At 64.2% G+C, this 19,433-nt stretch carries 17 protein-coding genes and 1 pseudogene; 5 read left to right on the forward strand and 13 right to left on the reverse strand.

Annotated elements, in window-relative coordinates; genetic code table 11:
- Positions 1–24 precede the first annotated feature (24 nt).
- The 9 genes and pseudogenes from HCZ97_RS13005 to HCZ97_RS20870 all read right to left on the reverse strand — a co-directional run.
- Positions 25–2,007: a glycosyltransferase gene (locus HCZ97_RS13005; protein WP_167689143.1), complete on the reverse strand. Its 1,983-nt coding sequence runs from the start codon at positions 2,005–2,007 to the stop codon at positions 25–27.
- Between the two features lies 1 nt (position 2,008).
- Positions 2,009–3,181, reverse strand: coding sequence for an HlyD family efflux transporter periplasmic adaptor subunit (locus tag HCZ97_RS13010; protein WP_167689144.1), 1,173 nt, complete (start codon positions 3,179–3,181; stop codon positions 2,009–2,011).
- 123 nt (positions 3,182–3,304) lie between these two features.
- Positions 3,305–4,312, reverse strand: coding sequence for a glycosyl hydrolase family 8 (locus HCZ97_RS13015; RefSeq protein ID WP_167689145.1), 1,008 nt, complete (start codon positions 4,310–4,312; stop codon positions 3,305–3,307).
- Positions 4,313–4,590: 278 nt separating this feature from the next.
- Positions 4,591–5,745: a hybrid sensor histidine kinase/response regulator gene (locus HCZ97_RS13020; protein ID WP_167689146.1), complete on the reverse strand. Its 1,155-nt coding sequence runs from the start codon at positions 5,743–5,745 to the stop codon at positions 4,591–4,593.
- On the reverse strand, positions 5,742–6,251 hold the full coding sequence (locus tag HCZ97_RS13025; protein ID WP_167689147.1) for a response regulator: 510 nt from the start codon (positions 6,249–6,251) through the stop codon (positions 5,742–5,744). The genes HCZ97_RS13020 and HCZ97_RS13025 overlap by 4 nt, the downstream gene beginning before the upstream one ends.
- Positions 6,251–8,536, reverse strand: coding sequence for a PAS domain S-box protein (locus tag HCZ97_RS13030; protein WP_167689148.1), 2,286 nt, complete (start codon positions 8,534–8,536; stop codon positions 6,251–6,253). The genes HCZ97_RS13025 and HCZ97_RS13030 overlap by 1 nt, the downstream gene beginning before the upstream one ends.
- A gap of 212 nt (positions 8,537–8,748) precedes the next feature.
- Positions 8,749–9,087, reverse strand: coding sequence for an ATP-dependent Clp protease adapter ClpS (clpS, locus tag HCZ97_RS13035; protein WP_254871511.1), 339 nt, complete (start codon positions 9,085–9,087; stop codon positions 8,749–8,751).
- Between the two features lie 85 nt (positions 9,088–9,172).
- A complete protein-coding gene (locus HCZ97_RS20865) occupies positions 9,173–9,301 on the reverse strand; it encodes a hypothetical protein (protein ID WP_368484373.1) in 129 nt (42 codons plus the stop codon).
- Positions 9,302–9,337: 36 nt separating this feature from the next.
- Positions 9,338–9,532, reverse strand: a pseudogene (locus HCZ97_RS20870) (MerR family DNA-binding protein); the annotation flags it as partial.
- 183 nt (positions 9,533–9,715) lie between these two features.
- Here HCZ97_RS20870 and HCZ97_RS13045 point away from each other — a divergent pair.
- The 3 genes from HCZ97_RS13045 (at position 9,716) to HCZ97_RS13055 (ending at position 15,577) form a co-directional block, all read left to right on the forward strand.
- Entirely contained in the window at positions 9,716–12,157 is a 2,442-nt protein-coding gene (locus tag HCZ97_RS13045; RefSeq protein ID WP_167689149.1) for a heavy metal translocating P-type ATPase, read from the forward strand.
- A 528-nt stretch (positions 12,158–12,685) separates the two neighbouring features.
- On the forward strand, positions 12,686–13,468 hold the full coding sequence (locus HCZ97_RS13050; RefSeq protein ID WP_167689150.1) for a Hint domain-containing protein: 783 nt from the start codon (positions 12,686–12,688) through the stop codon (positions 13,466–13,468).
- Positions 13,469–14,005: 537 nt separating this feature from the next.
- Positions 14,006–15,577 carry a Hint domain-containing protein gene (locus HCZ97_RS13055; protein WP_167689151.1) on the forward strand — a complete coding sequence of 524 codons (1,572 nt, stop codon included), beginning with the start codon at positions 14,006–14,008 and terminating at the stop codon, positions 15,575–15,577.
- Here the strand turns inward: HCZ97_RS13055 and HCZ97_RS13060 are convergent.
- The 3 genes from HCZ97_RS13060 to HCZ97_RS13070 are packed head-to-tail and all read right to left on the reverse strand — an operon-like array spanning position 15,571 to position 16,609.
- Positions 15,571–16,191, reverse strand: coding sequence for an NTP transferase domain-containing protein (locus HCZ97_RS13060; protein ID WP_167689152.1), 621 nt, complete (start codon positions 16,189–16,191; stop codon positions 15,571–15,573). The two genes, HCZ97_RS13055 and HCZ97_RS13060, sit on opposite strands and share 7 nt — an antisense overlap.
- Entirely contained in the window at positions 16,188–16,424 is a 237-nt protein-coding gene (locus HCZ97_RS13065) for a ribbon-helix-helix domain-containing protein (RefSeq protein WP_167689153.1), read from the reverse strand. Before HCZ97_RS13065 ends, HCZ97_RS13060 begins: the two co-directional genes overlap by 4 nt.
- On the reverse strand, positions 16,421–16,609 hold the full coding sequence (locus HCZ97_RS13070) for a DUF4169 family protein (protein WP_167689154.1): 189 nt from the start codon (positions 16,607–16,609) through the stop codon (positions 16,421–16,423). The genes HCZ97_RS13065 and HCZ97_RS13070 overlap by 4 nt, the downstream gene beginning before the upstream one ends.
- 400 nt (positions 16,610–17,009) lie before the next feature.
- Here HCZ97_RS13070 and HCZ97_RS13075 point away from each other — a divergent pair, with 400 nt between their 5' ends.
- Positions 17,010–17,576: a manganese efflux pump MntP family protein gene (locus HCZ97_RS13075; RefSeq protein WP_167689155.1), complete on the forward strand. Its 567-nt coding sequence runs from the start codon at positions 17,010–17,012 to the stop codon at positions 17,574–17,576.
- Between the two features lie 95 nt (positions 17,577–17,671).
- Positions 17,672–18,358, forward strand: a complete 687-nt coding sequence (locus HCZ97_RS13080) for a glycoside hydrolase family 19 protein (protein ID WP_167689156.1) — start codon at positions 17,672–17,674, stop codon at positions 18,356–18,358.
- Between the two features lie 57 nt (positions 18,359–18,415).
- Here the strand turns inward: HCZ97_RS13080 and HCZ97_RS13085 are convergent.
- Positions 18,416–19,433 (reverse strand): class II fumarate hydratase (locus HCZ97_RS13085; protein WP_167689157.1); only part of this gene is annotated, 1,018 nt, incomplete at its 5' end.

Genomic DNA, 19,433 nt, shown 5'->3' on the forward strand with positions numbered 1-19,433 from the left:
TGTCGTACCGGTCCTGCCAGGGTGTCAGCGCTCCACCCGGGGGGAAATCCTGCGCAACAGGTCCTTGACCAGTGCCGTGGCACGCACAGACCCCACGCCCGGTTCATCCCCTTCGGCATAGAAGCGCACGAAGAGCGCCTCTCTCTGGGCGTCGGTGGGCACCAGTTGCAGGCGCGCGCCATCCGCCGTTGGGCGGATGACATAGGCCTGGATCGGGCCGGGGATATCGGCGATCACCAGCTGCCCCTCCAGCTGGGCGGGGAAATTGACGCCCCGCAGGCGCACCGTGTCCATGGTCAGCGAGGTGATCCAGGGAAAGAACTCTGCCTCGTCGGTCAGGAAGGCCACGCGCTCGGGCTGGTCGGCCACGTGGGTTTCATGGCGCGGCAGTTCGATACAGGCCAGCGCGGTCACGGCCAGCACGACCAGGTTGTAGATCGACCAGAACAGGATGACCCATTTGCCGTCGCCCGCGTCGTAAAAGGCGAAACTGTCAGAGAAGATCCCCAGCAAAAGCCCGACAAGCGTCAGGGTGAAGGCCACCAGGAAGGGCGCCATCAGCCGCCATTGCACCACGACCGCCGACCTGTCGCCGCCCTTGGCCGTGACAGAGAACGGATGGCCATGGGGTTTGAAGAGCCCGGTGAACGCCGCACGAGAGATTGGCACGGCGCCGATAAGCTGGCTGACGTCATTCAGGATGGGCACCACCATGCCCCGGCTGAGCAGGTTCAGGACCACCAGGATCCACAGGTAGTAGCTGCCGAAGTACCGTACCACGTCGGGCAGGCGCGCATCCACGACCGTGATGTTGAAATACCAGTAGAGCAGGGGAAAGAGCACCGCCGCGATGCGGAACGGAAAGGTCGTAGTCCAGTAGAAGATGGAATCCATCACCGACCAGCGGTCGCGCAGGCGCAGGTTGTTGCGCGCCAGCGGACCCAGCGATGAGCGCGCGATCTGCATCAGTCCCAGGCACCAGCGCGCGCGCTGCGTGACATATTCCTTCAGGCCTTCGGGCGCCAGGCCTTCGGTCAGCGGTTCGGCCAGGTAGACCGTGCGCCAGCCGCCGTTCTGAAGCGCCAGCGTCAGCATGAAATCCTCGGTCACGCTTTCGGTGTTGAAGCCCCCGATGTCGCGCAGGGCGCTCCAGCGGCAGACCGAAGAGGTGCCGCAGCAAAAGGCGATCCCCCAGCCATCGCGCGAGGGCTGCATGTGATCGAAGAAGAAGCGCTGCTCATCGGGGTAGGAGGAGGACAGCCCGAAATTGTGCTGGATCGGATCGGGGTTGAAGAAGTGCTGGGGCGTCTGGACCAGCCCGACCTGCGGGTCGTGAAACAGCGCCAGCGTGCGTGAGAGGAAGCCGCGGTGCGGCACGAAATCCGCATCCAGCACGGCCACGAAATCCGGCGGCACCGGGTCCTCGGCCAGACGGTCGAGCGCGTGGTTGATGTTGCCGGCCTTCTGCCCTTCGTTGGTCGGGCGGCGCATGTAGCGCACGTTCTGCTGTTCGCAGAAATCGCGCAGCCAGTCGCGGCGGCTGTCATCGCAGATGACGACCTCCTTGTTCGGGTGGCCCAGGGACTTTGCGCCGACGATGGTGCGTTCCAGCACGTCGCGGTCTTCGTTGTAGGTGGCAATCAGGATGGCGACCCTTGGCGCGGCCTCTCCCCACCAGTCGGCGTGCTCATCCGCTTCGTCGGACCGCATGGTGAGCCGGGACATGATCACGAAGGCCGAAAGAGAGCCGATCAGCGCGGCCATTTCCAGCCCGTAAAGCGTCCAGCTGGCGACGCAATCGATGGTCAGCCCCATGGGCGCCAGGGTTTCGGTGCCGCGCCACCACGCGTAGCGCAGTGCCAGCACGAAGGCGATCGCGAACAGCACCGCGCGGTGGCGGTTGTTGCGGCTGTCGATGACCATGGGCAGCAGGATGGCCACCCCGGCAATCAGCAGCAGCTGCACCGTGCTGGAGCCCAGTTCGCCCAGGCGGGGAAAGGGCAGCATGTCAGCTGAACCAGCCGCGCAGCCAGTCGAGAGGCCGGCGGTCGAAGAAGGCGCGCCCGGTGCGCCCGATGGCGCAGCCCAGTTCAGGATCCGCGGTCAGGCCCGGTACCAGCAGGGTCACGTCGAAGCGTTCAAGGTGCTTCATCGAAGGAGCCACGGCCAGGTTTTCATAGATCGTAGCCGCGCCGATGCCTGCCATCCGGGCGATGGTGGCGGAATAGACCTCTCCGCTGCCTTCAAGGCGAAAATCGGCGGGCTGGCCGATGCGCAGCCCGTTGTAGATCCGTTCGGTGACGGAAAGCGTGACAATCGTGGCATCGCAATCGATCAGCCGCAGGATCGGATCGCCGCGCTGGATATTGACGCCATCGGCCTCCAGAACCTCCCAGAAAAGACCGTTGACGGGGGAGGCGATCTCCCCGCCGGTCAGGCCGTTCACCCGCAGTCGTTCGCGATTGAGACGGCCGGCAATGGCGGTTTCGCGGCTCCGGGCCTCTTCCAGCTGGGACTGCAGCCCGTCGATCACGCTGTCGAGCTCTGTCGCGCGTTGTTCGGCATTTGGGCTGTCGTTGTACCCATCGCCCAGGAAGACACCCTGCTGGGCCGCGGCCAGGGCGATTTCAAGCACCTCGACGCGTTCGCGGGCGTAATCCAGCACAAGGGCGTCGAGGCGCGGCTCACCGGGCAGGCGGTTTGAAAGCCTGTCCAGGCCGTCGATCAGGCGTTGGTCCAGGTCGTCGGGAAAATCGCCGCCCTCAAGGATCGCGAGCCGGATGCGGGCGTGATCCAGCCGGGTGCGGATCTCTTCCAGCCGCTGGTCCCGGAAGATCCGGCTGCGCTCCAGCAGGGCGTCCCGCATGTCGATGGTCGCCTGCAGATCCGTCTGGAGCCGGATGGTTTCAGCGGTAGCGAAACGGGCCTCCATCCGCAGGTCATTCAGGCGGATCGTATCCACCAGAACGTCGGTGACAGAGGCCAGGGCCTCGCCCTTTTCCACGCGGGTGCCGTAGACGCGGGGCGGCAGGCGCAGGTCGCCGGCGGTGTCGGCACGCACGGTCACGACCGGCGCGTTGAGCACCGCATCGGCACTGGCGCCGGCCATCTGTTCCCCGACGATAAGCCAGAGGGCCGCAAGGATGACGATGGCACTGAGGAGCAGGCGGAGAGGTTTCATGCAAGGACTTTCGATGCGCAGCTGAGCAGGCTTTCTGCCTGTGCCGTCCAGCAACCATGACGGTTTTTCTGTCCAAACGAAAGGTCAGTTTACCGCAAGGGCAGGGTCACGCCCGCTTTGGGGTCAGTCTGCGCTCTCGCGGGCGGCGACGGTTGCAAGTAGTTGAAGCGTCGCTGGATAATAGCCCTGCGCCCTGATGTCTGCGCCGCTGACCGTGACGGGCTGGCCCAAGGTGAGCGCACGCACAGCGTGAAAGCCGGGAAGGTTGCTTTGCGCCAATGGGTGCCCTTCGGGATCCGTGCTGATGGCAAGATGGCCGGGCAGGGTGGCGGCGTCCAGCCGGGATCGGGCGGCGGCCACGGCGGGGTGACGGGACCGGTTCGACCAGCACAGGTAAAGCGGGATCCGGATCGCATCGTAGGAGAACCGATCGGCAAGGCCCTTCGGCGGATGGAGCCCGTCCTTGCGAACGAGGACCCAGTCGCGCAGGGCTAGCGGCGCGCGGATCAACGTTTCGCCATGATCGGCCGTGCGGATCAGGCGTGGATCGTCGAAGGCCGCGCCCAGTTCGCGCAGCGCGCGGGAGTGGTAGTAAGACGGGTTGACCAGCACCGCGCCTGGCTGATCGGGGTCACCCATCTGCAGGTCGGCGGGTTTGAGCAGCAGCTCCTCCGGCGCGCGGGGATCGGGAGCCAGGCAAATCGCCGCGATGGCCCGGGTGATTTCAAGGGCCACGCGCTCATGTCCTGCCCAGCCGGAGAAAAGATGCGCCCGCATCAGCGCCCAGGCCCGCAACAGGTCGCCATCCGTAGCATTGCGCCAGTCCGTGACGGCCCCATCGCGCCAGCTCCAGGCCATGAGCGCATCCTGGCGGGTGGCGAGGTGACTGCGCGTCCAGCTTTCGATTTGCTCGAAACTGTCCCGGTCGCCATGGGCCTGGGCCAGAAGCAAGCCGTAGGCCTGGCCTTCGGAATGGGACATGCCGCCCTGGCCCGTATCGATCACCCGGCCGTCACCGGCCAGGAACCTGTCGCGCCAGGCCGACCAGGCAGGGCTGTCCGTCCGGGCCCGCGCCGGCAGCCCGGTCAGCCCCAGGGCTGCCAACTGGGCTATCAGGCTGCGGCGACGCATGGGGGCAGGGTCCGCGGTAGAACGCTGGTTCGGTGGGGTTTGATGAGGAGGGGCAAGGAAGGTGTCGTCATTGCCGTGCAGGATAAGGCACCGTGAGCCGCCTGTCGCGTCTCATGACGGCTGTCTTATGTGCTTGGCGCGCACTTCAGCGGAAGATCGCAAGGGGATAGCCTCGCCGCTCGGTAGTCTGAAAAGGATCGTCCGGGCTGCAAACCGATCTCAGGCCAATGCCCAAGTTCAGGCGCGTGCCGGTCCTGTCAGGCCCGTGCAGACGCGCCTCAGTTCGGAAGGCGACCGGTGCCGGTCCTTTCGGGGGGCGCGGCGCTCTGCATCTCATGCGCGCCGGCATTGCAGGGATCGGCGGGCAGGAGCAGGCAGATCTCTGCACCCGGCCCCTCGCGGCGATTGCTCCAGATCCGCCCCGCGTGGCGCTCCGCGATCTTGCGGCAGGTGGCAAGCCCCAGGCCGGAGCCGGGGATATCACCGACATTCCCGAGACGCTGGAAGGGGTCGAACATCTTTTCATGGAAATGATCCGGCACGCCGATCCCATTGTCGGCCACGCTGATCAGCAGGCTGGCGGGCGGCTGGGCGCGCACGGAAATGGACAGTTCCGGCCGGCGATCCCGGCAAAACTTGATTCCATTGGCGATGAGGTTCTGCAGCAACTGGGAGATCTGCGGCGCGCTGCAGATCAGGCGCACTTCCGGCCCCTCCGGAAGATCGATATGAACCCGGGCCCCGCTTTCTGAGATTGCAAGACGCAGCGCGGTCAGGGCTCGGTCGATGACCTCACGCACGGGGACCTCCTGCATCTGCTGGTCGCGGTCGAACCGGATATGATCGGCCAGGCTGTCCACCAGCTCTGCCATCTGGCGGGTGGATTTGCGCAGGAACGCAAGGTCTTCCAGTACGGTATCGGTTTCACCCTTGCGGATGCTCTCTGCCAGCAAATCGGAAAGCGAGGAGATCGCGTTGATCGGCGCCTTGAAGTCATGCACCAGGATGTTGGAAAACATCAGCAACTCCTGGCGTTGCTGGTCCAGCATCCAGCGCATATGCGCGGTCTCCACGCCGACCTTCATCATGCGTTCCACGGCGTTCTGGTTCATGTCCCGCTTTGAGATGTAGTCCACCGCGCCGCGCTTGATCGCGGTCTTGGCCAGGAATTCATCCCCCTGGCCGGTCATCAGGATCACCGCGGCCTGCGGCCATTTCCCGGTCAGGCTTTCAAGGATCGACAGGCCTTCGGCGCCGGGCAGACGCTGATCGAGCAGCACCAGGTCTATCGGTCCGCCCTGAAAGGCCAGCGCCTCTGGCGCGTCCCCGACTTCATGGATGGCTGCGGCCATGCCGGACCTGACGATCATCCGCCGCAGCATCTTGCGATCGGCGGTGTCGTCATCAACCATAAGAATATTGAGCTTCTTCACACCGTGGCTCCGCTTGGCTGCTGGGGACGGTCGGCGATCACCGGGATCTCAACGATTCGCCAGTAATGGTCCAGCGTGCCGACCAGCGCCATGAAGTCGGTCCCCGCCTTGCTTTTCAGGATGTAGCCGGCGACGTTGTGGGCATAGGCCTCGGCTTTGTCGCGGTCATCGTTCGAGGTGGTGGTGATGAAGACGATGGAGTTGTGCAGATCCGGATCGGCCCGCAGTTCCGCCAGGAACTCCAGCCCGCCCATGCGGGGCATGTTCAGATCCAGAAGCAGGATGTAGCTGTTGGGGGGCTGGCCTTGCTGGCCGCGCAGCAGGGCCAGCGCTTCCAGCCCGTCGGTCACGCGCAGGATGGGATTGGCAATGCGCGCCTTGTCGAAGGCCCGGCGGATCGCCTTGGCATCGCCATCGTCATCCTCGACTAGGATGATGTTCAACAGCGCGCCGGAGCGGGGGGCGGGATCCTCGGGGCCGGCGGGCTTCGTGACTGTATCGGGCATCAGGCAGCTTTCTCCTTGCGGTTGCCTGGCTGCTTCGGCCAGGTGATGCGGAACGTGGTGCCGCGGCTTCCGTCCGAGAGCAGCTCGATACGGCCCTGCGCGGTCTGGACATGCTTGAGCACCATCGCCAGTCCCATGCCGCTGCCATCCACCTGGTCCCGGGGGCGCAGCGTTTGGAACATCTCGAAGACCTTGTCGTGGTAGTCGGGCGGGATGCCGGGCCCGTCATCGGCGACGGTGAAAACTAGGGCCTCGTCGGTTTCTTCGACGGAAACCTGGATCAGGCCGGTGTCACGGTCATGGTGCTTTGCGGAATTGCTGATCAGGTTCAGCAGCACTGTCTGCAGAGGCATCCGGGGGATGTGCAAGGCCAGGAACTGCGGCGTGAAGTGCAGCTCCATCCCGTCGCGCAGATCCACCAGGGCGGTCAGGTTGGTGGCCAGGGATTCGCCAGTGATCGCGGCGCCTTCCACCTGGGTGCGGCCGATGCGGGAGTATTCCAGGAGGTCATCCAGCAGCCTTTCCATCCGCAGAACCCGGCTGCGCAGCAGCTCCATGCTTTCGCGTGTATCCTCTGTCAGGTGGGGCTCCAGATCCTCTTCCAGCCAGCGCGAGGCATTGTCGATGACCCGCAGCGGGGCCTTGAGGTCATGAGAGGCGACGTAGGCAAAGGTATCCAGCTCTGCGTTGGAGGTGGCCAAGGCCTCTATCAGGCTGGCCTGCTGTTCCTCGGCCTCCTTGCGGGCAGAGATGTCGCGGATCACGCCGATGAAGTGCGTCTTGCCGCTGAAGCGCTCCTGGCTGACGGCAATTTCCAGCGGGACCTCGGTGCCATCCTGCCTGCGGCCAAAGATCTCGCGGTTGGCGGTCATGATCCGCGGTCCTTTGCCAAGGTCCGCGGCGGTCAGGTAGGCCATGTGATGGGGGGCGACATCCGCAGGCATGATGGTTTCGATGGGCAGGCCATTCAGGTTTTCGCCCTCAAAGCCGAACAGGGTCAGGAACGCGGGATTGGCATCTTCGATCTTGCCGGTGTCATCGATCATCACGATGGCATCGGCCGCGCCTGAGAAAATGGCCCGTGACCGACTGCTTTCGCGGATCAGGACGTTGCTCATGCGGCGGAAGGCGCTTGCCAGCTCTCCGACCTCGTCGCGGGTGACGGGCACATCGCTCAGCTCCACTTCAGTGCCTTCTTCGGCATCGCGCATGGCCATCGCCAGGGTGCGGATCGGGCGGGTCATCCGGTAGCCCAGCGCAAGCGCAAGCAGGGACAGCGCGACCGTGAGCGTCAGCAGATAGGCCGAATACGTCCGCAGCGCCGCGCGAGAGGCGGCAAAGAGCGCGTCCCGGGCGATGGCGGTGCCGATGTAAAGGCCGAAGGGATGCTCCGCACCCGGGGTGACGATGGGCAGCGCGCGAATCGCCTCTTTCGGCGTCAGCACGATATCCGCCAGCGCGGGGCCATCGATCACCAGGTCGGCATTGGGCGGCGCGACCCAGTCCGGATCTTGGTGGAACATCAGCCGAGACGGCGTCCCGCCGTCTTCGTGCGACCAGGTCAGGTAATCCAGGTTGTCGGTCATCACGGTGACCCTGTGCGCCTGGCTCAGTTCCGGCGTCGCACTGGCCAGCAGCTTTTCGAAATCCGCATTGATCACCAGCGCCCCGAACAGGGCGCCGGTGGAATCGGTGACAGGCAGCACATAGCGGATGGTCGCTGGCCCCACGTCCTTTCCATGTTCACGATTATACGTAACGTCCGAGAAATAGGGCCGTGGCGTTTCTTGCTGGAGCGCGGCCAGGTAGGGTTCTTGCCCCTTCTGCTGAAGCGCGCCGGCGGGCACCTGACGCAGGCCGTCAGGGCCATTGTCCACGCGCACGAGCTCCCGCCAGGTGTCGAAGGCAGAGATCAGGCGCATCTGGGTGTAATGGGGTTGGGCCTGCATCCGGGCGGCAAAGATCCGTGCCATGCGATCAGGCCAGGCGCCGTAGCTGTCGGGCAGGGCGCGCTTCCGGGGGGGCAGGTCGCGCGCCTCTGCGATCTGGATCATGCTGGAAACCGGCGGCATCTGGGCGAAGGCCGCGGCCTCTGACCGGATGACGTCCAGGGTCGCGGCGATGTCCTGGGCGTAGAGCTTGGCAGAGGCGTCCAGCAGGCTTCTCGCATGCAGGCGTTCAAGCGCCCTGAGCTGCCCCAGGGCAAGGATCCCGGTGCACACCGATGCCGCAAAGGCCACTGCCATGGCCATCAGGGCGATCTTGCCGCGCAGGGTCTTGAACATCCGCATCTCCCGTTGCCGCCAATCGGTCCGGCGCCGCAGAGCGCGCGGACCAGGTGGGCGCAGAGCAGTCCGCGAAAGGGTGGAAGCCCCATGGCGGCGCGCCCGGACCCTTTGCGAACCCCGGCTTACCTAACGATGCAATTCTTAGGAGAAGGTGAAGGAATTCGGCTCAACCGCGTCGGATTTGAACCTTTTGCGCCTGCCGTGGCGCGCTAGTCCTCGCGTTCGGTGGTGAAGGCCAGTGGGTAACCTTCGGCGCGCCCTGCATCATTGGCATTGCGCACCTTGGTTTCGGCCACTTCGCGCGTGTAGACCGCGACCACGCAGGCGCCGCGCTGATGGGCCGTCAGCATGACGCCATAGGCTTCGGACTCGGTCATCCGAAAGATGCCGGACAGCACCTTCACGACGAAAACCCGTGGGGTGAAGTCATCGTTCAGCAAGATGACCTTGTAGAGCTTCGGCCGCTGCGTGCCGGGCCGGGTGCTGGTCTTTGGCAGGATGGTCACGTCATGCATGGCAGGATCCCTGAAGCGGAAAGTCCGTGGCATTCGATGCCCTTAGCTTCCCAGATTTTACCCCGAAAGTCCAGTTTCACGACCCGTCCGGCGCGCGCCCTGCGGAAGATCCTGCGCCTTAGCCCGCGCTTGACCGCTTCTCGCGCGGGGTCTCCGGCAGGCCCTCGCTCAGCCCGTCCAGGATCGCGCATTCCGGCCCGGCATCACCGTGGCATTGCCCCACAAGCCCGGTCAGATGCGCCTTCATGGCAAGCAGTTCGTCAAGCCGGGCATCGATGCGCGACAGCGCGCGCTGCGCGAGGCTTTGCACATCCGCACTGGCGCGGGCCGGGTCATGCTTCAATTGCAGCAGGGTGGCGCAATCGGCGATGGAAAAACCAAGCGCACGGGCCCGGGCGATAAAGCTCAGCGCCTCCAGGTCGCGGGGGGTGAAGCTGCGGTAGCCATTGGTGTCGCGGGCGGGATGGATCAGGCCGATATCCTCGTATTAACGGATGGTCTTGGCGGTCAGGCCACTGGCCTGCGCGACGTCACGGATCTGCATCGCGGTCTCCTTTCGCACGAAATGCTCATCTTTGAGCTAGGGGAAGATGCCTTGACCTTCCAGTAGCTGGAAGCCCTATCTGTTGCCGCGAGACGATTCTGACAAGAAGGACCAGTGATGACCGTGGAGACAAAAGTGACCAAGTTTCGCGACCCGGTCTGCGGTATGGAGGTCGCCCCGGACGCCGGAAAGCCGGAGCTGACGCTGGACGGCAAGACCTATCACTTCTGTGCCGAGGGCTGCAAAACCAAGTTCGCCGCCGATCCGGAGGCCTATCGCCTGGCAAAGGACCCGGTCTGCGGCATGGAGGTCGAGCGCGCCGATGCGCCCCATTACCTCAAGCATGAGGTGGGGCGCTTCTACTTCTGCTCCGTGGGCTGCAAGACGAAGTTCGAAGACGACCCGGAACGCTATCTGGGCGATCTGCCAGAGCCGGAGCCCGCGCCGGAGGGCGCGCTTTACACCTGCCCAATGGACCCGGAGATCGTGCAGGACCATCCCGGCGATTGCCCGATCTGCGGCATGGCCCTTGAACCGATGATGCCCACGGCCGATGCCGGCCCTAACCCGGAACTGGTCGATTTCACCCGCCGGATGAAGCTCGTCGGCCCGTTGGCCGGGGCGGTCTTCCTGCTGGAAATGGGCAATCATGTCGGCATTCCGGTTGAGGACTGGCTGGGCCACACGCTGTTCCGCTGGTTGCAATTTGCCCTTGCCACGCCGGTCCTGTGGCTCTGCCGGACCTTCTTCCGCCGCGGCTGGTCCTCCATCGTCAATCGGTCTCCGAACATGTGGACCCTGATCGCGATCGGGACCGGGGCGGCCTACCTGTTTTCCATCGTGTCACTGCTGGCGCCCGGCCTCTTCCCGCCGGCCATGAGCGATGGGCACGGCATGCCGCCGATCTATTTCGAGGCCTCCGCTGTGATCCTTGCGCTGATACTGGCCGGGCAGCTGATGGAACTGACCGCGCGGGAAAAGACCGGCGATGCGATCCGCGCGCTGATGGACCTTGCCCCGAAGACGGCGCGGCGGATCAACGGCTCCCAGGAAGAGGACGTACCGCTGGACGAAGTAAAAGCAGGCGACCTGCTGCGCGTCCGTCCCGGAGAGGCCGTGCCGGTGGATGGCGCGGTGACAGAGGGGCGCTCGACCCTGGATGAAAGCATGATCACCGGCGAAGCCGTGCCGGTGGAGAAGGTGCAGGGGGATACGGTCACGGGCGGCACGCTCAACAAGAGCGGCACTTTCGTGATGGAAGCCCGGGCCGTGGGGTCAGAGACGACCCTGTCGCGGATCATCGGCATGGTGTCCTCTGCCCAAAGGTCGCGGGCTCCGATCCAGGCGCTGGCCGATCGGGTCGCGGGCTACTTCGTGCCCACGGTGGTCGGCGTCGCGATCCTGGCTTTCCTGGCCTGGGTGATTTTCGGGCCGGCGCCGGCGCTGTCCTATGCCTTCGTTGCCGCCGTCTCGGTGCTGATCATTGCCTGCCCCTGCGCGCTTGGGTTGGCCACGCCGATGTCCGTCATGGTGGCAACTGGGCGCGGGGCCCATGCGGGGGTGCTGATCCGCGATGCAGAGGCGCTGGAGCGGTTCGCCAAGGTGGATGTGCTGGTGGTCGACAAGACCGGTACCCTGACCGAGGGCAAGCCCGTGCTGACCGATGTCCTGCCAGAGGAGGGCGTGAGCGAAAGCGATCTGCTGGGCTGGGCGGCGGCGCTTGAACGCGGCTCCGAACACCCGCTGGCAGAGGCCGTGCTAGCCGGCGCCAGGGAGCGCGAAACACGCCGGAAAGAGGCGGCGGATTTCGACGCACGGACCGGCAAGGGCGTGCTGGGCCAAATCGATGGTGCGCGGGTCGCGCTTGGCAACCTGGCCCTGATGCAGGAGCTTGGCGTCGCGGCAGAGGACGCGCGGCTGACCCCGCTTCAGGCCGAGGGCAAGACGGCCATGTTCCTGTCCCGCGACGGGAAACTGGCGGGGATCATCGCCGTCGCCGACCCGGTGAAGGACACCACGCCGGATGCCATTGCCGGACTGCGCGACGCCGGGTTGCGGATCATCATGGCCACTGGCGATGCGGAGGCTACCGCGAAAGCCGTCGGTCGTGAGCTGGGGATCAAGGAGGTCCACGCAAGCGTCAGTCCTGAGGACAAGCAGGCCCTCGTCGCCGATCTCCACGCACAGGGCCTGTCCGTGGCCATGGCCGGGGACGGGGTCAACGATGCCCCGGCACTGGCCGCCGCAGATGTGGGCATCGCCATGGGCACCGGCGCCGATGTTGCGGTGGAAAGCGCTGGCATCACCCTGGTGAAGGGCGACCTGGGGGGCATCCTGCGGGCGCGCCGTCTTGCCGGGGCGACCATGAAGAACATCCGGCAGAACCTGTTCTTCGCCTTCATCTACAACAGCGCGGGCGTGCCGCTGGCCGCAGGGATCCTTTACCCGGTCTTCGGCGTGCTACTGTCCCCGATGGTTGCAGCCCTGGCCATGAGCCTGTCTTCGGTATCGGTGATCAGCAATGCCTTGAGGTTGAGACGGGTGAAACTGGACCGCTGAGTCTGGAAATAAGCGCGCGGTCCCGAAGCGGGGCCGTGCGCACCTTACATTAATGCGAGTTTAGCGCTAACTTCGATAATGAAAAAAATGGTTAATATATAGTTTAGGGAAATATTAATCTCCCGGGGGTTGATGCAAAAGCCGTTCAAGGGGTTTCCTGATAAGTCAACTTCAGATTGATTTGTAATTTCTTGGTTAATTGGTTTGGAAATAAGGTTAATTGGACTGGTTTTGCACGCCCTAGCGGCGAACTGTGCAGGAATACACAATCGATCGGCGACTTGGTCACTTCAACCCGCAGTCCCTCAGGTCTAAAATGCCCCTTGAAGAGTCCCCTCCGGCCCGGTCTGGGCCAGGGCTCTTTGCGCCACGGCCCAGAAGGGCGATCGGTCATGGATCGGTGACGCTGGCAACCCTGAAAGCTGCCAAACCAGACGGGCCGGTGTGTCCGGATTTCTGTCCTGTCGCTTCGGCCTCATGGGCAGGGCGACTATCGCCTGGTGGCCGGGGTATTGGAAAGGATGCGCCATGTTGGATGGTGTTCATTATGAGAGAGAACTCGGCAGCGTTGCCGAACAACATGTCGTCCCCGACCATGGGCATGACGCACTACAGTGGCGCCAGGGCTCGGCCGGATCGAACCACACCGCCTTCCGTGACGCCCACAAGACCGCGCCCTGTTTCACACCGGGCACCCTGATCGCCACACCCCTTGGCGAAGTCCCGGTCGAGGATTTGCGCCCGGGGGACCGCGTGATTACCCGCGACAGCGGCTTGCAGAAGATCCTGTGGACCGGCCGGCGCGACCTTGCTGCACAGGATCTTCAGCTCCAGCCGCAGCTTTGCCCGGTGCGTATCGCGGCCGGGGCCTTGGGGCATGGTCTGCCGGAACGCGACCTGCTGATTAGCCCCAATCATCGCATTCTGATCCGAAGCCCGGGCGTGGCCGAAGGCCTTCACGAGGAAGAGGTGCTTGTCGCCGCGCAGAACTACCTGTTCCGCGACGGCTTCACGCGCGAAGCGCCATCGGAGGTTGGTTATATCCACCTGCTTTTCGAACGCCATGAGATCCTGCTGTCGAACGGCGCCTGGACCGAAAGCTTCCGTCCCGGTCCCGTGACCCTTGGCGGGATGGAGCGGGCGCAGCGTGACGAGATCCTGCAACTCTTTCCCGAACTGGAGCCGCCTAGGGCAGAGGGGCAGGCCAGCACAGGGCCGCAAGGCCAGTCCCTCACGGCGTCGTCCCCGGGGCAAAGCTATCCCGCCGCGCGGCGGATCCTCGAGCAGCACGAGGTGCAGATGCATAGTTGACGTCACGTCGCCGTCGACCCGGAGCGGCTTCCATTGCAGAAAACGGCAATTGACCAGATAAAGCAAGAAATTGAATATCAGCGGGCCTTGCCACGAGGGAATTTTCGCAGGGCAAACCGATGGGAGGCAGGTGATCGCCGAAGGGAATCACCGAGGGGAGACGGCAAGACCCGACGAAAGCACCGGGTCGTAACCTTTGGATAAGATTTTCGACGCATTCACGGGCCTGCGGGCCATTGTATACCGGTTGTGTTGTGGGAATTGTTACTCCTATTGCGACAGTAATGCGCATCTTTCGGTTGAAAAGGCCGGATCAAGATGAAAAGTGCGACCAGTTGGTCGTGGGTGTACGTCCGGAATTGTTTTCGGTCGATTGATGAAATAGACGGGTCCTGAAGGGCAGTTTTAGCCAGGCTGTGCGAAAAATGCGCAGCGTTAGCCTTCAGCCCGACCAAGACCGTGTCGTGGGTCTCCTTGCCATGCATCGGGGCCCCTGACGGAACGTGTAATGGAAATCGACGTTGGGGCGTGTAAGACGTGGCGGCTGACGAAACAATTAATGGGACGAACCGCAGCGATTACCTGAAGGGTGGATCCGGGGACGACCGTCTCGAAGGGTACGGCGGCAGCGACATGCTGTTCGGTCGTGACGGCAATGATCGCCTTTACGGCGGTAATGAGCACGATTCGCTTTATGGCGGGGCTGGCAACGATACGCTCGAAGGTGGCAACGGCCGGGATATGCTTGCGGGCGGATCCGGCGACGATTCCCTTGTTGGCGGCAACGACCAGGATCGCCTCTATGGCGGCACCGGGCATGACACCCTGCTTGGCAATGACGGCGATGACGATCTTTACGGCTATTCCGGCGATGACCTGATCGACGCAGGCCGCGGCAACGACCTTGTCTATGGCGGCGAGGGGCAGGATACGGTTCAGGGCGGCGAAGGCGTGGATACCATTCACGGCTATTCCGGCGATGATTCCATCGATGGCGGCAGCGCCCGCGACTTCCTTTTCGGTTATTCCGGCAATGACACGATCGACGGCGGCGACGGCGAAGACCTGATCTATGGCGATTCCGGCGATGACGATCTGACCGGCGGCCAAGGTCAGGATACGATCTACGGTGGCAGCGGCAACGACGTCATCCGGGATGGTGAGGGGAACAACAAGGGCACCGACCTCTTCTATGGCGGCTCCGGGCATGACACGCTCTATTCCTCGGGCAACCAGGACAGCCTTTATGGCGGCACGGGCAGTGACACCTTCGTCATCCGGGCAGAGGACGGCCATAACTTCAACAACGTCACGGTTGACGGTGGCTGGCATCTTCACGGTGACCAGAATTCACTCGATCTCAGCCAGATTTATTCGGAATATCCCAACGTTCAGCTGATCTACGAACAGGGCAGCCCTGAGACGACCTGGGGCCGTATCCTGGTCAAGTCCAACGGGCGTGAGCTGGGGCGGATCAACTACGCCAATATCGACCGGGTGATCATCTGCTTCACCCCGGGCACGCTGATCGCCACCGTGCGCGGTGAGGTGCCCGTGGAGGAACTGCGCCCCGATGACCGCGTGATCACGCGTGACAACGGCATGCAGGACCTGCGCTGGATCGGCAGCCGCCGCCTGTCGCAGAATGAACTGATGCTGGCTCCGCAGCTGCGGCCGGTCCGCATTCGGGCAGGGGCCTTCGGGCGCGGCCTGCCCAGCCGGGACCTGGTGGTCAGCCCCAGCCACCGGATGCTGATCCGCTCTGACCGCGCCTCGCTTCTTTATGAAGAAAGCGAAGTGCTGATCGCCGCCAAGCACCTTGTCGGCGTGCCGGGCGTAGAGCGGGTGGATGACACCTCCGTCACCTACATGCACCTGCTGTTCGACCAGCATGAGGTGATCCTGGCCAATGGCGTCTGGACGGAAAGCTTCCAGCCGGGCGACTACTCTATGAAGGGTCTGGGCGACGACCAGCGGAACGAGATCTTCTATCTCTTCCCGGAGCTCAAGAGCGCCGGTGCCCTGGATACCTATGGTGCCGCCCGCCGCAGCCTCAAGAAGCACGAAGTGAAGGTGCTTCGCGCCAGCGGTGATTTCCTGAACTACTGATCGGATCCGGCATTGCCCGGATCCATGGCGCTGCCGCGCCACTCCGCCCAGGCCTCCGGCGTGTCCAGATCCGTGAGCGCATGGCGGCCGGGCAGGGCGACCAGGGTCAGCCTGACCGTGTTACCCTTCAGGATCTCGCGCGCGCCGGTATCGCCCTGCAAAGCCCTCAGCTCCGCGAAAAGATCATCGGGGAAGAGAACCGGGTGCCCCGGCAGGCCTGCACTTGCTCCGCGCAGAATGGGGCGGGGGCCAGGGGCCGTAGCAAAGGCCTCCGCCATGCGGGTCAGATCGGCGGTGGTGATATCGGGCATATCGGCGGGCAGGATCATGACCCCGGTGACACCCTTTGGAAGCGCGGCAACTCCGGACCGGATAGACGCGCCCATGCCCTCAGCCGCCTCTGGCACCGGAACCTGCGTTACATCGAGGCCCCGCAAGCTATCCGCACGGGGCGAGTCCTCTGGCAGGGTGACCAGGACGGGTCCACAGCCAGCGCTTACGGCACGCGCGGCCTGACGGCGTAGCAGGGGCAGGCCATCGATTTCTTCCAGAAGCTTGTCGCGATCGCCCATCCTCCGCGAGGCGCCGGCGGCCAGCAACAGGATCGCGATCAATTGCCGGCGCCTTCCAGCTGCGCCTTCAGATCCGCCAGAACGAACAGCCGGATGGCAGAGGCCAGTCCCGTCTCCAGCTCGCGCTCCGCATCAATCTGGGCCGCCAAGGCGTTGATGGCAATGTCGCGGTCCTTCGCGATGCGGCGAAACTCGGCCCAGAAGGGATCCTCAAGCGACACGCTGGTCCGGTGGCCCTTTAAAGTGAGGGAGCGCTTGATCGGCCGGGTCGTCATGCTTCCGGCTTGCCGTCTTGCTTATGCCCGTCCAGCAGCCGCGCAGCCTTGTCCAACCGGGCTTTCTCAAGTGATTTCTCGGCCTTGGTGCGGCCGAACTTGACCGCATTGGCATCGGCTTCGCTGCGCTTGTCGCTGCGCGCCTTGGCCTTGCGGGCCTGGTTCAGGTTGACGATCTTGCTCATGCGCCGATCCTGCCAAAGCGTCTGCCCAAGAGCAAGCAAGCGCTTGGGGTTCCGGGATCACTCTGGGCGGGAAGCAGCCGGACCGCCGTGCCTGGCACGGGGTCCGGCCCGTAACGCTAGACCCTGCCTATAGGGGGGCACCTGCGAGGGCCAACGCTACCTGCTGTCACGAGGGTCGTCTTCGGACCAGCAGTTTTCAGCATGTGTCGCTTGCCTGTGCGGGTCAAAACATGTCCTGTCACGCGCCGGTGACGATGGCTTGGCATTGCCCCCGTCCGGCCCAAGATGCAAATGAGACGCAAATTCATAATACATTGAAAATGTTGACAGATTTCTGCGTTTGGCCTAAGCGGGGCCTCCGCGCGCCAGGACGGCCCGTGTCCGAACCGAAAGTCTGCCCATGACCCCTGTCGCCATTGGTCTTCTTGCCCTGACCCTATCGCTCGATTCCTTCGTCGTGGCCCTGAGCCGTGGCGCGGCGCATCGGGACATGCCGGAAAAGGGCCAGATCGGGGTGGCTCTGCGGATGGGTGCGGTCTTCGGCCTGGTAGAGGCGCTGACGCCGCTGATTGGCTGGGCCATGGGCATGGCGGCGGCCCAATACGTCCAGATGGTCGATCACTGGATTGCCTTCGGATTGCTGAGCGGGGTGGGCCTGCGCATGGTGCTCGCTGCGCGGCATCAGCCGCAGTCGCCCCTGCGCAGCGCGACATTCGCGGGCCTGTTGATTGCCGCGCTCGGCACCTCGGTGGATGCCATGGCGGTCGGCGTCTCGCTTGCTTTCGTGCCGGTCAATATCTTCGTCGTGGCCGCTGCCGTGGGCTGCTTCACGGCGGTGCTGAGTGGAGTCGGCATCCTCTGCGGGCGCTACCTTGGTCAGCGGATCGGCCCGATGGCCGAAGCCGCGGGGGGCGTCATCCTGATCTGCCTTGGCACGGTGATCCTGGTCTCTCACCTCACCGCCTGAGCGCGGGACTATGGGAAACCTTAGGTAAGGAATACCAGCCTTACGCCAGGGAAGCGCCCTTCCTAAGCTCACCGTATCCAGCAGGAGGATGCGGTATGGCACTGGCACTGACCCACGACGACTGGAATGCGATTTTCCCCCATGCGCCGGACGCGGTGATCGACGCTTTCGCGGCCAATCCCGGCCCGCTCGAAGCGGCCGGTATCCTTGAGACGCGCACAAGGCTCGCCTATGCGCTGGCCAATGTGGAACACGAATGCGGCGGCTTCACGATCGGCGATCTGACAGAGAACATCAATTATTCCCATGAACGCATGGCAGAGGTCTGGCCCAACCGCTTTTCCAATGCCGCCGCCGTGGCGGCGCGCTTCGGGTCCGGGCCCGGCTGGCAGAAGCGCGCCTTTGATGAGATCTACGGCAACCGGATGGGCAATCGCCCCGGCACCTCTGACGGCTCCCGCTATATCGGGCGGGGCGGCCCCCAGGTCACCGGGCGCGATGGCTACCGGGAGGTCGGCGCGCGCGCCCAGCTGCCGCTTGAAGAACAGCCAGAGCTTGCAACGCGCCCTGAACACCAGCCCGCGATCCTTGCGGCGTTCTGGAGCTGGAAGGGCCTGAACGCCGCGGCCGATGCCGGCAATTTCGAACGCTGCGTGAAGACATGGAACGGCGGCACCAACGGGATGGCGGACCGGATCCGCAAGCTGAAGGGCAATGAGCCGATCTTGGACCGCCTTGGCGCGACGACACGGCTCTTTTCCTTCCTCGACCGGATCTTCTGATGTGAAAAGGCCCCGCGAAGGGGGCCTTTTCCATGTCTTCATCGATGAAGGGGCAGGTCAGCCCTTTGGGCCGATCATCTGTTCCGGGCGGACCACGGCGTCAAAGGTTGCCTCGTCCACGAAGCCCAGGTTGATTGCCTCTTCCTTGAGGGTCGTGCCGTTCTTGTGCGCGGTCTTGGCGACCTTGGTGGCGTTGTCATAGCCGATGGTCGGGGCCAGGGCCGTGACCAGCATCAGGCTTTCATGCAGCAGCTTCTCGATCCGCGGCTCATTGGCCTGGATGCCGACGACCATGTTGTCGGTGAAGGCAGACGCGCTGTCGCCCAGCAGCTGCATGGATTGCAGCACGTTGTAGGACATCATCGGGTTGTAAACGTTCAGCTCGAAATGGCCCTGGGAGCCGGCAAAGCCGATTGCCGCATCGTTGCCCATGACATGGGCGCAGACCATGGTCAGCGCCTCGGCCTGGGTCGGGTTGACCTTACCCGGCATGATGGAGGAGCCCGGCTCGTTCTCCGGCAGGATCAGTTCGCCCAGGCCGCAGCGCGGGCCGGAGCCCAGCAGGCGGATGTCGTTGGCGATCTTGAACAGGCTTGCGGCCACGGTCTTCAGTGCGCCGGAGAACATGACCATCGCGTCATGGGCAGCCAGCGCCTCGAACTTGTTCGGCGCGGTTACGAAGGGCAGGCCGGTGATCTCTGCCATGTTGGCCGCGACGGCTTCGCCCCAGCCCTTCTTGGTGTTCAGTCCGGTGCCCACGGCGGTGCCGCCCTGCGCCAGCTCGTAGATGTCGCCCAGGCTGGCCTTGACGCGTTCGATGCCCTTGCGGACCTGATGCGCGTAGCCGCCGAATTCCTGGCCCAGGGTCAGGGGGGTGGCATCCTGCGTATGGGTCCGGCCGATCTTGATGATGTCCTTGAATTCCTCTGCCTTGGCTTCCAGGGCCTCGGCCAGTTTCTCAAGGCCCGGGATCAGCACGTCGCGGGCGGACATGGCGATGCCCACGTGCATGGCGGTCGGGAAGGTGTCGTTGGAGGACTGGCCCATGTTGCAGTGATCGTTCGGGTGCACCGGC

This window comes from Pseudooceanicola sp. HF7 (genome assembly GCF_011806405.1).
GTDB lineage: Bacteria > Pseudomonadota > Alphaproteobacteria > Rhodobacterales > Rhodobacteraceae > Pseudooceanicola.